This is a genomic window from Thalassospira mesophila (assembly GCF_002115755.1).
Lineage (GTDB): Bacteria > Pseudomonadota > Alphaproteobacteria > Rhodospirillales > Thalassospiraceae > Thalassospira > Thalassospira mesophila.
The window spans coordinates 69,515-84,042 of the sequence record NZ_JFKA01000009.1 but is presented as its reverse complement, the minus strand read 5'-3'; the positions used below and the strand labels follow the sequence as shown (position 1 = coordinate 84,042).

The 14,528-nt window shown below is 52.3% G+C and carries 12 protein-coding genes; 7 read left to right on the top strand and 5 right to left on the bottom strand.

Annotated elements, in window-relative coordinates; translation table 11 throughout:
• The first annotated feature begins 294 nt into the window (after positions 1–294).
• Entirely contained in the window at positions 295–1,632 is a 1,338-nt protein-coding gene (locus tag TMES_RS16905) for a TAXI family TRAP transporter solute-binding subunit (RefSeq protein WP_158091265.1), read from the top strand.
• On the opposite strand, the gene TMES_RS16900 is transcribed toward TMES_RS16905, so the two are convergent.
• The 4 genes from TMES_RS16900 to TMES_RS16885 are packed head-to-tail and all read right to left on the bottom strand — an operon-like array spanning position 1,633 to position 6,114.
• Positions 1,633–2,301 (bottom strand): GNAT family N-acetyltransferase, encoded by a 669-nt coding sequence (locus TMES_RS16900; protein WP_085584710.1) that lies wholly within the window; start codon positions 2,299–2,301, stop codon positions 1,633–1,635. It abuts the gene before it with no gap.
• Positions 2,298–3,314 carry an ABC transporter substrate-binding protein gene (locus TMES_RS16895; protein ID WP_085584708.1) on the bottom strand — a complete coding sequence of 339 codons (1,017 nt, stop codon included), beginning with the start codon at positions 3,312–3,314 and terminating at the stop codon, positions 2,298–2,300. Before TMES_RS16895 ends, TMES_RS16900 begins: the two co-directional genes overlap by 4 nt.
• On the bottom strand, positions 3,311–5,314 hold the full coding sequence (locus TMES_RS16890) for an MFS transporter (RefSeq protein WP_085584706.1): 2,004 nt from the start codon (positions 5,312–5,314) through the stop codon (positions 3,311–3,313). The genes TMES_RS16895 and TMES_RS16890 overlap by 4 nt, the downstream gene beginning before the upstream one ends.
• Entirely contained in the window at positions 5,311–6,114 is an 804-nt protein-coding gene (locus TMES_RS16885) for a hypothetical protein (RefSeq protein WP_085584704.1), read from the bottom strand. Before TMES_RS16885 ends, TMES_RS16890 begins: the two co-directional genes overlap by 4 nt.
• A gap of 223 nt (positions 6,115–6,337) precedes the next feature.
• On the opposite strand from TMES_RS16885, the gene TMES_RS16880 reads away from it, so the two are divergent.
• The 6 genes from TMES_RS16880 (at position 6,338) to TMES_RS16855 (ending at position 10,932) form a co-directional block, all read left to right on the top strand.
• Positions 6,338–6,847, top strand: a complete 510-nt coding sequence (locus tag TMES_RS16880) for a YcjF family protein (RefSeq protein ID WP_085584702.1) — start codon at positions 6,338–6,340, stop codon at positions 6,845–6,847.
• A 30-nt stretch (positions 6,848–6,877) separates the two neighbouring features.
• Positions 6,878–7,138: a hypothetical protein gene (locus TMES_RS16875; RefSeq protein ID WP_245835496.1), complete on the top strand. Its 261-nt coding sequence runs from the start codon at positions 6,878–6,880 to the stop codon at positions 7,136–7,138.
• 47 nt (positions 7,139–7,185) lie between these two features.
• Entirely contained in the window at positions 7,186–8,472 is a 1,287-nt protein-coding gene (locus TMES_RS16870; RefSeq protein WP_085584698.1) for a prohibitin family protein, read from the top strand.
• An 89-nt stretch (positions 8,473–8,561) separates the two neighbouring features.
• The gene (locus TMES_RS16865; RefSeq protein WP_158091264.1) at positions 8,562–9,302 is read left to right on the top strand and encodes a thioesterase II family protein; all 741 of its coding nucleotides are present in this window, start codon (positions 8,562–8,564) and stop codon (positions 9,300–9,302) included.
• A 175-nt stretch (positions 9,303–9,477) separates the two neighbouring features.
• A complete protein-coding gene (locus TMES_RS16860) occupies positions 9,478–10,050 on the top strand; it encodes a YcjF family protein (RefSeq protein WP_085584694.1) in 573 nt (190 codons plus the stop codon).
• Between the two features lie 252 nt (positions 10,051–10,302).
• Entirely contained in the window at positions 10,303–10,932 is a 630-nt protein-coding gene (locus TMES_RS16855; RefSeq protein ID WP_143589699.1) for a 4'-phosphopantetheinyl transferase family protein, read from the top strand.
• A 75-nt stretch (positions 10,933–11,007) separates the two neighbouring features.
• Here the strand turns inward: TMES_RS16855 and TMES_RS16850 are convergent, their stop codons facing one another.
• The gene (locus tag TMES_RS16850) at positions 11,008–14,520 is read right to left on the bottom strand and encodes an AMP-binding protein (RefSeq protein ID WP_085584690.1); all 3,513 of its coding nucleotides are present in this window, start codon (positions 14,518–14,520) and stop codon (positions 11,008–11,010) included.
• Between the last annotated feature and the right edge of the window lie 8 nt (positions 14,521–14,528).

Genomic DNA, 14,528 nt, shown 5'->3' with positions numbered 1-14,528 from the left:
AGATCTGCCCCAAATATATTCCGACGGGATGGAACATCATCCCTGATGATCGCAACCATTCTGCCCCAAAAGCAGCCGCTAAACGGCTCCTTCACAGGTGATATCATCATTCTCGCGGTATGGCGAACAGTGAAAATGCAATTGGGAAGTCATGTTTGCCCCCCGCCCCGAAATTGACAGACGACCACCGATGGCGCATCTTGAGCCTCGACGGGAAGTGCCACGATCCATTAAACTTGTTGCGGCAACCGGGGGTTATCAAGCTGATTAATGCAGTGGGAAAAAATGGGAAACATGTTCTGGCCTTTTAAAAACAGCCTTTTGGCCAGCGTGATTGTGTTGGTATGTGCCGGTCCGGTTTCTCTGGCATATGCGCAAGGGGACAACCCGGCGGCGTCTTCGCCAGCCATGGCACCATTGGCGAATTCTGCGGCAATTGAAGAAGCGAGCGATCTGTCTCCGCGTCTGTCGACCCAACAGGTCGTTAAAACCAATATTGACCAGTTCGACGATCAGCTTTTGCAAACAACGCGTGACAAATCTGAAATGATTAACGGGCTGATTTATAAGCCCGATGCCATTCCGCTGTCACAATATCGTCAGGATTACATGGGCGTGGGCGGCGTTACCCAGCAGATTTCCGAGGATGGTGATAAATTGCCATCCTATTACATTGCAATTTATAGCGGCAGTACCAGTGGTGTGTATTTTCAGGTGGCCGCAAAAATTTGCGAATTGATGCGCCAGACCTATGCCGAACATCGCGTGCATTGCGTCCCCCTGCGGTCACAGGGCGTGGGCAGTAATATCGAACTGATGAAAGAAGGCCGCGTACAGGTGGCCATTGTTCAGTCAAATACCAACTGGGAAGCGCAAAACGGTGTTAATCCGATACCGGGTGCCAGGTCTGTGATGTCGTTGCACGATGAAATGGGGCTACTGGTTGTTCGCAAGGATGCCGGTATTCATTCAATTGCGGATTTGCGTAACAAACGCATCAATATCGGCCCGGAGGGATCGGCCTCGCGGGCATTGTGGCTTCAGCTTTTAAAGCAATACAATATCGGCGAGAAAGATCTTGGTCAGATTTATGGCGTGGCCCAGGATTACAATGGTATTGGCATTTGCGGGAAGTATATCGATGCGTTTGGCCTGTGGATTGGTCACCCCGCGCCCCCCATTCAGGACACCTTGGGCTGCAACGCAACGGTTGTGGGTATGGGCGGTGCGCCAACCGAAGAGCTGGTGCGCCAAAACAGCTATTTCTTTAATCAGGTTCTGCCCGCCAATACCTATGAAGGGCAGGACAAGCCAATTAAATCTTTCGGTTTCAAGGCATCGCTGATCGCGTATGAACCGGCAAATCCCTATGTGATATATTGGCTGACGCGCATCGTGCACGAACATCTTGATGATTTGCGCAAAATGATGCCGATGTTTTCAAGTGTTACGGCAGACGATATGTTTACAAAAGGTAATTTCCTGCCTTTTCATAAAGGTGCGGCGTGTTATTGGGAAACGGATAAACATGCGTGCGATTGGCAGACAAAGTATGTCTTGCGTAATGCCCAGGCTGCCAACGAAAACAACATCATCAACCTTCCCCAGCGCAAATACCACCAGATCAATTGATCAACTGGCGATAAACCCGATCTGAACTTGATCATTTTCGATGTTCCAGCTCACACCGATTGCACCGCGTGCGAAAAACGCGCGTTGACGCGCCAGATCGTCAATGTTCACCCAGTCTATTGTGGTGAGAGTTTCCTGCGCGGCCAAAACCGGGGGCGAATTTGTGCCAGCGGACACATCTTGCCGCATCAAATAACGGATACCGCCAAATTTTTCGATGATGCCGCAAATGGTAAAGCCACAAGACATCAGACTGCGCAAGCTGGGAAGATTACCCGGTGCGACGGTTGACAGCATAATCTTGCGTCCATGTACCTGTGCGGTGGCCAGCCTGTGATCAATCATTTTACGGTGCCACCCCTGCCCGCGCCAGGCAGGGGCAACGGCGACACCGTCAATATGGGCGACATCGGCAAGTTGGTCTGATGGTAACTGATGGTCGGTGCCAAAATTGGGATCCCCGGCTCGCGGCAGCCCCAGAATACTGTAGGCGATTAAGTTTTCACCATTAAAAGCACCGTAAATTTGCCCGCAATCCGAGATATGATCGGCAAAGAAACGATCTGTTTCCTGTGCAGCAAGGCCTGCAGGCAGCAGGCTCAACACCTTGTGATGAAGGTCAATGACGGCACCAAGATGCCCCTGGCCCAGACGAATGATATCTGTCATTGCACAATTTCTGCATAATCAAGCAGCGGCAATGGCGGATAGAGTTTTAGCCGCTGCGCGGCTGACAAGCGTATCAGATAGGAAAACCGGTTCAGCGTTTCAATTGGCAAATCGCCTGGACGGGCTCCGTCCATCAGGATGGCTGCGGCCTTGCTGGCGGCAAGACGACCCACAAGGTCATAATGGCTAACCAGCCCGAACATCGCGTGGCCTTCGCGCACTTCGAGTTCGGTTGCACTAAAAGTGCCAAGACCATTGGCGAAACCGGAATCGGTTAAAACATCGCGATAGGTCCCGATAAAATTATCGGGACCTATATAGAGGAAATCCGCCCCTTTTTTTGCCAGATCGGTCACAGCCTGGGGAATACGTGCCGGGTCCGGCTCGCCGGTTTGCCCAAGCGGGGCTGCAAGCACCTCAAACGACATTTCTTCGCCCAGAAGTTTCAGATCAGCGATGTTTGAGACCGAATTGCTTTCTTGCAAATTGTAAACCACACCAAGGTGGCTCATGGGGCGATACGCACGAATGGCATTGATTTGCGCGGCCAGCGGGGCAATGTGACTGGCGCCGGTAACGTTCGGGCGCGTTTGCCCGACCGGTGCGGCGATGCCTGTTTTCCAGGGGGCGGAAACCATCACAAATACGACCGGAAATTCTGAAATGTTGCGTACAGGGTCAACATCGTCATATCGCCCCACTGTCGCCATCGTTACCCCTGTTCCCCATGTATAAACAAGATCGGGCGGGTTTTTGCGAATTTGTGCAATGACATCGGGGATGGCGGCGATATTGCGATCAATATTGTAAACCTGAAAATCGACAGGGATGTTGCGGCTGTGAAAATAGCTGCGGAACCCTTCTTCGACCTTGGTTTCACCACGCCACAAGATCATGGCAATACGAAACGGATGATCAGGCGATGGCGCACTGTTTGCCGTCTGCGCGTGCGCAGAACTTACTGGAACAACGGACATCAAGACCATGAGGACAAACACAAGAAAGCGGATCATTGCGCGGCCTCCGATTTGGCAGAAGGCGTATCGTGGTTTTGGTCAACCGGCATTCGTCCAATCAGGACTTCAAAGCACACAATGCAAATGGCCGCCCCGCAACCAAGATAAAGAATTGCCTGACCTGCACTGAAATAGTGCACCAGCGTTGCCGCAATTAATGGCCCGGTGGCACCGCCAAACCTTTCTGCCAGACGTAACACTGCCAGAACAGGGCCGGTGCCGTGTTTGTCGGTAAAATCGCGGCTGAGTTTAAGGCTGGCTGAAACCTGTGCAGGGATCGATGTGGCCTGCGCCAGCCCGAGCATACCAACCGCAATTGCCACTACGATATCAATTGGATACAAACCGGCCATGAGCAAGCCGACCGCTGTTACCACGCCGCCAATGCCCACGGCACGGGTTTCCTTTTTCGAACGGTCCGTCCAGCGTGCTGCGAACCAGCCCGATAACAAAGCAACCAGCCCGTACAACATAATAACCCGGCCGATTTCAGCGATGGTTGCCCCATCCTGCAATAACAAAACCGGCACCAGATAATATAAAAATGCGCTCAGGATCAGTTTGGCGGGCATGGCCGCAAACAGCACCAGTATTTGCAGGGGCCTGTTTTTTAAAAGTGCAGCAAAGGCGGCCCGGGTTGGCACCGGTGGCGCCTTGTCGCCGCGCACCTTGCTGTCCATGAGGAAAAACGCCAGCGCCACGGCAACGACAGCAACCCCGGCCCCCATGGCAAAGGTAAATTCCGCGCCAAAAAATCCGGCGATAATCCCGCCAACTGCCGGGCCGCAAATGTCGGCCAGCATGATCCCGCTGACCATCATTGCCGTGCCTTGCGTCCGGTTCTGGTCGTTGGTGGCATCGAGCACATAGCTTTGACAGGCAACAAAGGTTGTGGCGTAACCCAGCCCGGACAAGGCGCGCCAGACGATAAGGTCCCAAAACCCAACAGCACCTGCGGTCCCCAACAACCCGACCGTTGCCAGAAATGCACCGATCAGATACATACGCAATGAACCAACTTTGCCTTGCACAAGGCTGCATAACGGCATGGCAATTGCCACCATCAGCAAATGCACCGCCATAACCGTACCGGCACCGAGTTGCCCGCCCATGGTATGTGCCGAGAGTTCATTGAAATAGGTCGGCATGATGGGGCGTGCGAGTTCTTCGGCAAGAATGAACATGAACGCCAGCAACCGCACCCCGACCAACCGAACTTCGCGTTCGGAATGCGGGGTAATGCCGGCTTTTTGGGCTGTGCTGGTGACCAGTGAATTGATCCGCCCCATGAACAGGCCGATATCGTCGCGTGAACTTTGCCCGTGCAACAATGTAAATTTACGAGCATGAATATTTGCCAGAACCCGGCTTGCCACCTTGACCGGCAAGGTGACATTGACTGTCAGAACAAGCAGCATCAGTTCAAAGGACAGTGCCAGTGCGATTAATAGAATAATTCCGATATCGAACAGGTTATCGGTTAAGGGCCGCATCAAAGCCGCGCGATCATGCCCAATGACAAGACCGGGGGGCGTGGTGGTGTCGCCTGTTGCGGCAGTCGTTAATTCCAGAGGAATGCGTGTCAGAATAAACCGGCTTTGCTTCTCATCGCCTGACGGTGATGACAGGCTTTGACTGAATTCCGACGACGCCAGACCACCACTAAAAAGGATTTGACCCTCTGCAGACACGATGGCACCGAACAGAAGGTCTGGGTCGCCTTGTTGCATGCCTGTAACCAGATCACCGAAACCGACTATTCCGTCCAGCGGGATGCCGAGGCTGATTGCCCGGTCAATTTTTTCGGCAAGAACCTGGGCTTCAATTGTCGCCTTTTTGACAGTTTCCCCGCGCAGGTCTTCGCGTGCCAGATCGGCAGCGCGCCAGGAAATGCCAATCAGCGCAATGAACAGCGCGATCACACTGACGAGCAGCAGAACCCAGATGGTTCCCTTTGGCAGAAGCCCGGTACGGGCCCGAACATGCGCTTCTGTCATGCGTTTTTACCTTTGTGGTCCTGATCATCGACAAACGATGAATCCGCATCACTTGCGGATGTCTCGTTCGGGGATGTTTTGGACAGTTGATCACGCATATCGCGGTACAGGGAAATCATACTCATTTCGCCGGCTGTCAGCACATCCCCGTCATGGGCGGGAACGCGGGGCGGCTGTCCATCGAGGGCACGTTCAAAGTCTTCGTTCAATTCGACAAACACGCGATGACGCCGCCGCATCAGGATAAATAAAACAATCAGAACCGGGATAATTGCCCCCATACCGAACAAGGCCGCCTGCCACATTTTGGTCGAGGCGTGCGAAAGTTTGGCTGTGGCTTCGGAAATATCGGCGATAAGACGAATATATCCGGCGCACTGCCCGACGCTGTCGCGCAAAAGTGTTCCGGCAATCGCGCGGTTGCCGTCAAAACTTTGCCATTGATCTTCTGGTGCGGGCGTAAAGGGAATTGTTGCAACCGAAGCAGAAAGGCCCGGTGGTGTCCGGGATTCAATGACAGAGCCATTGCAGTCCAATACCTGTATCGCTTGAATATCCGAGGACATCCCCAGACGCCGACCAAGCATGGCGTCGAGGTTTTCCATATTTTCGATGCGAAGACCCAGGTCGAGACCAGAAACAATATCGCGTTGCGTTTCAGAGAGAACCACTGTCAATCGCTGCGCCAAAAGATGATGAAGGGTCTGGTCGAAACGCAAAAAATTTAGCACTGTGGTCATGGCAATTGCCGAGCCAAGAACCAAAAACAGTGCCAATCCGATCTTGAACGCCAAATTCACAAGCGTGCTCCGGCATAATCGATGACCATGATGTCATCAATGTTAAGTTTAAATTTCATAGGATAAAATGTCTCCCCGTCTGCATGTTTGCCTGTGTCCCAGCTGCCGTCAAGCATTCACCCTAAAAAAGTTTCAAGTCACTATCTTGACTTGATAAGGTTTGCAGTGCCGGTACTTAGCCGGTATGGTTTAACTCCCTGCTGCGATCGGAGAGCTTCCCGTCATGAGTGCTGAAAAACACGCGGAATTAAAACAGAGAAAGCAACATCGCGCAGCAGGTGCTGTTGTGCGCCGCAACACGATGTGGGCTGTCGGGGGCAGTTTTATTCCGATACCCGTGCTCGACAATGTCGCAATTGTTGCTGTGCAGCTTAAGATGCTGGCAGAACTGAGCGATATATACGACGTGCCGTTTGATCGGAATAGCGGCAAATCGGCGATTGCCGCCCTTATTTGTAGCCTGGGCAGTGGTGTGTTGGGTAAATCACTGATTGCAACTGGTGTTTTTGGAAGCATGGCAAAAGCGGTGCCCGTCGTGGGGTATGGACTGATGGTGCTGACCTTGCCGGTTTTTAACGGTGCGACAACCTATGCGCTGGGCAAGATTTTTCAGCAGCATTTTTCGGCGGGGGGGACCATCCTGTCATTTGACCCTGGAAAGACTGAACAGCATTTCCGCGAAAAATTTGCGGAAGGCAAGGAATTTGTGACGCGGCAAAAAGTTGCTGCCTGATCTGACTGACTAACTAATAACAATCCGGGCATGACCGGAAAACGTGATACCGGAATATCGGGGCGAAATACCGGATCCATAGGGGAAGCAAAAATGCAGTTCGTCGTTCTCATTCTTTACGTGATTGCGGCCGCTATATGCGGCATGCTGGGGCGCAATACAGCGTTCGGCTTTGTGGGGCATTTTATCGTTGCTTTATTAATCACCCCGATCGGTGATTTTCTTGTGCAAATTGTTGCGCGTCCGTCGCGCGAAGTACGCAGGAAAATCAAAGAATATGACGTCGAATAGTATGCAGTCGCAGCTACTGGCATTTTCTGCTTTGAACGAGACATTTAATGGTTGATAGCGCCGACACGGCAACTGCATCTCCCGGGGTGAATGACGACACGCCGCACCGCAAACCTGGCCTTCGTGCTGCCCTTAACAGACCACTCGACTGGCTGGCCCTGTGGTTGCGCCGGCACCGGACCACTATTCTGGTTTCGTTGCTGTTTATCGTTATTGGTTTGATTGCTCTGGCACCGCAAATCTTTATTACGGTTCCCTCTGGTCATGTCGGGGTGCTGTGGTATCGGTTTTTTGGCGGCACAGTTACGGACCGGACCTATGGTGAAGGCATTCATATGATCTTCCCGTGGGATGAAATGTATCTTTATGATGCCCGGCTGCAAAACCAGTCGCGCGTCTATGACACAATTTCGTCGAATGGCCTGTCGATGAAGGTCGACATTGCCGTGCGGTATCGTATCAACCGCGACAATGCCGGTATCTTGCATAAACTGGTTGGCCCGCGTTACCCCGAGGTGTTGGTCTATCCGGAAATTGGATCACATGCGCGGGAACTGATTTCGCGTTATACGCCCGAACAGCTTTATACCGAAACTCGCGCCTTTATTCAGGCGGAAATCCTTGAACGCATGGTGAACCAACTGGGATCGTCGCTGGTTAATCAAAGTTTCCGGGGCAAACTGGTGAGCGTCGAAGATGTTCTTATTCGCTCGGTAACATTGCCGCCCCGGATCGCGGCCGCGATCGAGCGCAAGGCCGAACAATACCAGGTCATGCTGGAATATGATTTTCGTTTGGCGCGTGAAGAAAAAGAAAAACAACGGAAAAAAATCGAAGCTGAAGGTATTCGCGAATTTCAGGATATTGTTGCCAAGACAATCACGCCGGAATATCTGCGCCTGCGCGGGATCGAAGCCACCATGGCGCTGGCAACATCGAAAAACAGCAAAACCATTATCATTGGTGGTCGGGATGGTTTGCCTGTGATCCTGAATACCGCCGACAGTAACATCAATAGCGACAGGCCCGCCGACGAGCGCGCAGAAAAGGGTGATAAATCGGCAGAGCTGAGCGGCGATACGGCCAACACCCTGCCATCCGGGCAGCAACTTAATGCGCGGATGGCCGATGTTGCACCGCAAAGTGCAATATCACCTGGCTTCACCGAGACAGAAGGCCCGGCAGGCGCGGTTGATGGCATGCCAAACGGCGCAGCAAGCCGTTCGCAAAAAGGTACAATATCGCCAAATGGTACATCTGCTGCCGAAGTCATGGGGCCGGATGGCGAAAGACAAACCGGCACGTCCGATGCCGGTAAAAATACCGGAAATTGATATCGTCCGGCCTGATATCTGTTGGGTGTCACGTCACCTGGAATCAAGCCAGATCATAAGTGGCCCATTGGATAATGAGATCGTCTGAGATGATAAAGTCTGCATGGCTGGCGCAAACGGCACGACACGCGGATGCGCATACACGCCTGTTCTGTTTTCCATGTGCGGGTGGCGGGGCATCGTTTTATCGGTCGTGGAAGGCAAAACTGCCTGTCGAAATTGATGTTATTCCAATTTGCCTTCCTGGCCGCGAGCAAAGAACAGCCGAACCGGCCATTGATAATATTGCCGGTATGATCCCTGCCCTTGCGGATGCTATTTTGCCGTTGCTTGACAGGCCGTTTGCATTTTTTGGTTATTCGATGGGGGGGATGATTGCCCACCATCTGGCGTGCCGATTGGCCGGGGACGGACACCCGAGCCCTGACCATTTATTTATCGCAGCCTTGCGTGGGCCAAACATACCGTTGCGACGTTCGCCTGTGCATTCCCTTTCGTCTGAGGCGTTGTGGGATGAAATTGGCCGATATGGCGGGACGCCGCAGGAAATTCTTGAGAGCGCAGAATTCAAATCTTTGCTTGAGCCGTCGTTGCGGGCTGATTTCAAACTGGCGGAAACAACATTTTCGGGGGACCAGCAAAAACTGACATCCGCGATTACTGTTTTCGGTGGCATGTCAGATAGCAGCCCGATACCAGAAGAACTCGAAGGCTGGCGCGAAGCAACAACCGGGCCAGTTAAAACGCATCTTTTTGACGGCGGACATTTTTTTATAAATATGCACGATAATGCTTTGCTTTCCATCATTGCCAATATTCTCGACCGTTAAAAATGCCGGTTTTGATATATTAGAGAAAATATCACCACGCGCAGCGAAAAAACAATCTGTCGGAATAATAACTTCTACGCGTTGCGGTCACAGAAAAGTTGGAGTAAAGTGCTAAAGATATCTTATTTATAATTATTTAGCCCACTGACCCACAGGCACTTGTAAAGAGGCGATTATGAGCGAAGCAGAGACTGTCGAAGAAACTGATGAAGTTACAGTAGCAGTAGCAGAAACGGACGAGATTCGTGCTTTGTCCCGTGACTGCATTCATCGCCACAGCGCCTATGCTGCGGTCGGTGGACTTGTTCCGATACCTTTCTTTGAAATGGCCGCCAGCAGCACCATCCAGCTGCGTATGATCGCAAAACTGTGTGATGTTTATGGTATTCCTTTCTCGGAAAACACAATTAAAAGTGCTGTAGCAACGCTTGTTGCAACTGTTCTTCCTGCAAGTGGCGTTGGTCTTGCGGCCACAAAACTGATGCGTCGTGTCCCTGTTGTTGGGACGGTTTTTGGTCTGATCGCCATGCCATCCTTTGCCGCAGCTTGCACCTATGCACTTGGGCGTGTTTTCGCATGGCATTTTGCCCGTGGTGGCACCACCAGTGATTTCAACGCAGAAGAAATGAAGGACCGCTTCAAAAACGAATTTGCCGAAGGCAAACGTAAAGCGACCGACTTCGTTAAGGGCGAGACCAAGACGGCTTCAGCTAAAACAACTGGTAATGCCGCCACCGCAAAAGCCTGATTTTTGCCAAAGCTGGCGACCCGGATTTTGAATGCCCAAAGCACGCTTTGGGCATTCTTTTTTTATGCATCCGATGACGCCATTTCACAATTGACGCAGAATAACAAAATGAGCAATCCGCAAGCAGTGAGAATTCATTCTCTGGCACTTGTACGCCCTAAAGACGGCGGAAGTTTTGCGTCAGATGATATCTTGCGAGCAACGTTAGTTATAATCGATCTGGATCATCTGACAGCACAAACGGCCGACGAGATGATTTCAGCGCTTTTCCATAAAAACGAAATTGCGCGGCTGCATACTTTTGAACATGCCAAACGCCGGCAAAGTTTTGCGCACGGCCGACTGGCGGGGAAACTGGCTGTCAGGGCACATTGCGACGATCTTGAGCCGCAACAAATACAGATTGAAAACGGCGTTTTTGATCAGCCCATCCTGACAAGCACCCATCCGGAAATTCATCAATTGGGTGTGTCCATTTCCCACTCCGATCACTATGCCGCAGCGTTGGTATTTCATCGCGCACACCCGATGGGGATCGATGTTGATTTGCCGTCACCTGCCGATATCGGGCCGGTGCTGGCAGGTTTGTCGCGCCGGGAAAGAAACGTGCTTGAAGAATTAAAGCTTGATGACCGTGATGCCGCCGCCTTGATGTGGGTCGCACGCGAAAGCCTGGCCAAAACCCTGACAACAGGATTGATGACGCCGTTATCGGTGTATACACCATCATCAATCACCTTGCAGGACGGCGTTTTTGTGGTGTTTTACGAAAACTTTTCCCAATACCGCAGCCTTGTCTGGCACGGGGTCAAAGGCTGGTTGGGCATAACTTTGCCGGGCGAAACCGTTTTTTTGCACAGTCCGGATTTTAACTGGTCATAATTCCGATCAGCACCGATAACAAACAAGCGGAGAAAAGGCAGGGTGCGTCTCTGCCCCTGCCCTGCCCGATAACCGTTATTTATTTTCCGCAATATGGCTGCGAATACATGAGGCGACCTCGATAATATCGGGAGCCATCATCATGGAGCCGTGCGTTCCTGGCACCCATTTTAGCACTACTTTATCGCCAACGAATTGTTTCCAGCCGCTATAGGGATCGCCATCGATACCTGGTGCCGCCCGGCTTGCTGTTGTTGGGCGCACCAGCAACACATCAATATCGGCAAGTTTCGGGGGCACATAGTGGATCGCGGCGATGGCATTGTTTTGGAATACCGCAAGCAAACGGCGAATAACATCACGATCCGCATTTTGCGGTAACAGATGAGAATCCTTTCCCTGTTCCAGCAGGTAATCGATTCTTTGTTCCGGTGTCATGACACGCAACTGATCTGCTTCGAGTATTCCCAGTTCGGAAAACATGTCGGCAAAATAATCGGCTTCGTCCTTGCGTAAAAGTTCCCGGACGGAATCCGGGATGGCTACCGCATCAAGCAAGGTGACGCTGCGAACGTCAATCCCGTTTTGTTGCAATCGATAAGCGGCTTCGAAAGCAAGAAGCCCGCCAAAGCTCCAGCCGGTAAGATGAACAGGCCCTTGCGGCAGTGCTTTGCGAATATGGGGCATGTAAGCCGCAACCATTTCCTCGACTGTCGGATACAGGTTTTGCCCTTCTTCAAGACCTTGAGCTTCTACCATGTAAACAGGTTGCTGCGGGCCCAGTTCACGCGCCAGCGTTTGATAACAAAGAATATTGCCGCCAACAGGGTGAAAGCAGACCATGGGAACAGCTGATCCATCGGCATGCACCGCCACAAGCGGGCTTTTGGCGTTTTGTGTTTGTTGGCGTTCAGTTATCCGGGCGGCGAGTTTCGCCACGCTGGAGCAACTAAACAGATCGCTGAGCGGTATTTTGACATCTGTCGCACGGTTGATTTTTGACAAAAACTGAACAGCAAGGACGCTGTGGCCGCCATGGTCGAAGAAGTCGGCATCGGCATTATCAATTGCACAATCGAGCACATCGGCCATCAAGCTGGCGACAGTACATTCCAGCGCATTTGACAGTGGCTTGGCCGGACCGACGTGGCGTGATGCCGATGTGTCGTGAGGGGCAGGCAATTTTGAAATATCGGTCTTGCCGTTGGCTGTTAACGGTATGTCGTCTACACAAATCAGGTGGCCCGGAACCATATAGGCGGGCAAGATTTGTTCAAGTTGTGCACGGCAGGAAACGGCATCAAACCCGGCATCGGTTATCAGATAAGCAATAATATCGGTACTTTGGCTATTTTTGCCATTGTGAACAAGCACCGTCGCCCGCCGCACCAGCGGATGACGGGCCAGTGCATTTTCGACTTCGCCCAATTCAAGCCGGTTCCCCCGCACTTTAACCTGTCCGTCTTCGCGGCCAACAAAAATGATCTCGCCGTCACTGCGGCGCCGGGCGATATCACCACTGCAATACCATCGGGACCCATCAGCCTGGGTAACGAATTTTGAGTTTGTCTGGTTAATGTCGTTAAGATAACCCTTTGCCACACCGGCACCGCCAATGCGAAGTTCGCCAGGCACCCCATCGGGGAGTGTTCGGCCCTGATCATCACAAATGGCGATGGCCACACCGTTAATGGCTTTGCCAATCGGCGGCGGCAGGATTTGACGATAATTGTGCGCTGTCATTATGTACTGCGCGGCAGACACACAGCATTCTGTCGGACCATAGGCATTGACCAGTTTACAATTGCCATGTTCGGGGAAAGCAAAAAAACGTTCGACCAGATCGTCTGAAACCACTTCGCCACCAAGAACGACCATCCGGGCATGACAGTGCAGATGATTTTCCTGCCAGTAATCAAGCATCAGGAAAAACAGGCTTGGGGTGGTGTCAAACTGATCTATGCAATGTTCAACGATAAAACGGTGCAGTGCTTCGGGGTCGGTTCGTGTTTCAAAGCCGGGAATATGAACGCTGTGACCGTTCAGGATGGCGGCGAAAATTTGAACAATTGATCCATCAAAAGCAAATGGGGCAACACAACTAAGATTGAGCGCAGATTGGGGGTTGTCCGCGCCAATAAGTTCAAGCTGGGTGTCCAATACCGATTGGGCGAGATTGACCACGGACCCGTGTTCGATCATGACCCCTTTGGGGGTGCCGGTGGTGCCGCTGGTAAACAGGATGTAGGCGATATCGGTGGTGTTGATCGCAGGCGAAGATGACAGGGTATCGGCGGCGCTTACGATATGCGTGGCATCATAACGCTGTCTTTGGCCGCCCACGGGTTCGACACGGCTGTCTGGTGTCAGCACAAAATCGAAGGTGTAGGGGGCAGGATCAAACCCCGGTGCATTAATGGCCGATCGCTGTACCCTGAAGCCGCCCTGTTCTGCCGCCCAGTCATTAAGGAACGCCTCGGGCACAAAAAGATCTTCGAGAAAATCAAGACGTGTGGTGTACCCTTTGCCGGCATTGTCGCGTGCAAACGCCGCCAGATCGGCAAGGTAGTCGTCGCGCCGCTCTGCATCCCAGACATTGCCGAGATAAATCGAGCCATTTGGTGCCAAAAGCCGAGCCGCCTTGGCAAGAACCTGCCGCAGGTATCCAAAACCGGGAAAGTTTTCGATGACACTGTTGAGGATGATCAGATCGAACGATCCGGGCTCGTAAACATCGATATCGTGTGCGGCAAGCTGGCGGCTCATGACGTGGGTCATTCCGGCCCCGATCGCCAGTGCTTCTGTGCGTTCGACGTTGCGACGTGACAGATCGGTTGCAACATAACGCCCGACGACCGGCGCAACATGCTTCATGGTGAAGCCCGAGGCACAGCCGATTTCAAGAACACGTGCATCTTCGGGCACAAGATTTTGAATTTTGGCACGGGCGTTTTCGCCAAACGCATCCATTGCGTTTTGGGCAATCGGCATTCCGGTAAAGGCACTTTTCCAGCCGCCCGCCAAAACGTTATCGGCGTCATCCCCTGCCAGGTGGTCCCACAGCTCAACGGACATCAACGATCCGGGGGTTTCCGATATGGCATCAATATCGCCGTGATCAAGACACAGAATATGTGTCAAACAGAGGCAGCGCCATTGTAACTGATGCAAATCGCCGACATGTGCGCCATCAGAAATAACCAGTGCCGGTGCGGCATTTTGGACCATTGCAACGCGGCGGCGCAAGGGCACATTTGGGTCCAGCGGGACAAAGGCGTGGCCTGCCTTCAAGACACCAAGAATGGCAATAATATAATGGCGGTTCCGTCCGGTCATGACACCGACGGGCTGCGTTTTATCCAAACCCAGATTGCAGATAAACTGTGCAAGCCGGCTGCTATCGCGGTCAAGTGCATCATAGGTCAGGGTTGCATCTTCGTCGGCGATGGCGACCCGATCAGGACAAAGGCGGGCAATGGCGGAAAACCGTTCGGTAATACTGCCAGTCGTTGCATCTGGCGCACTTGCATCCATTTCCCGGGACGTATCGATATTGTCAAAATCGAAGTCAAAATCGGCGATTTTCATTGAGAAGT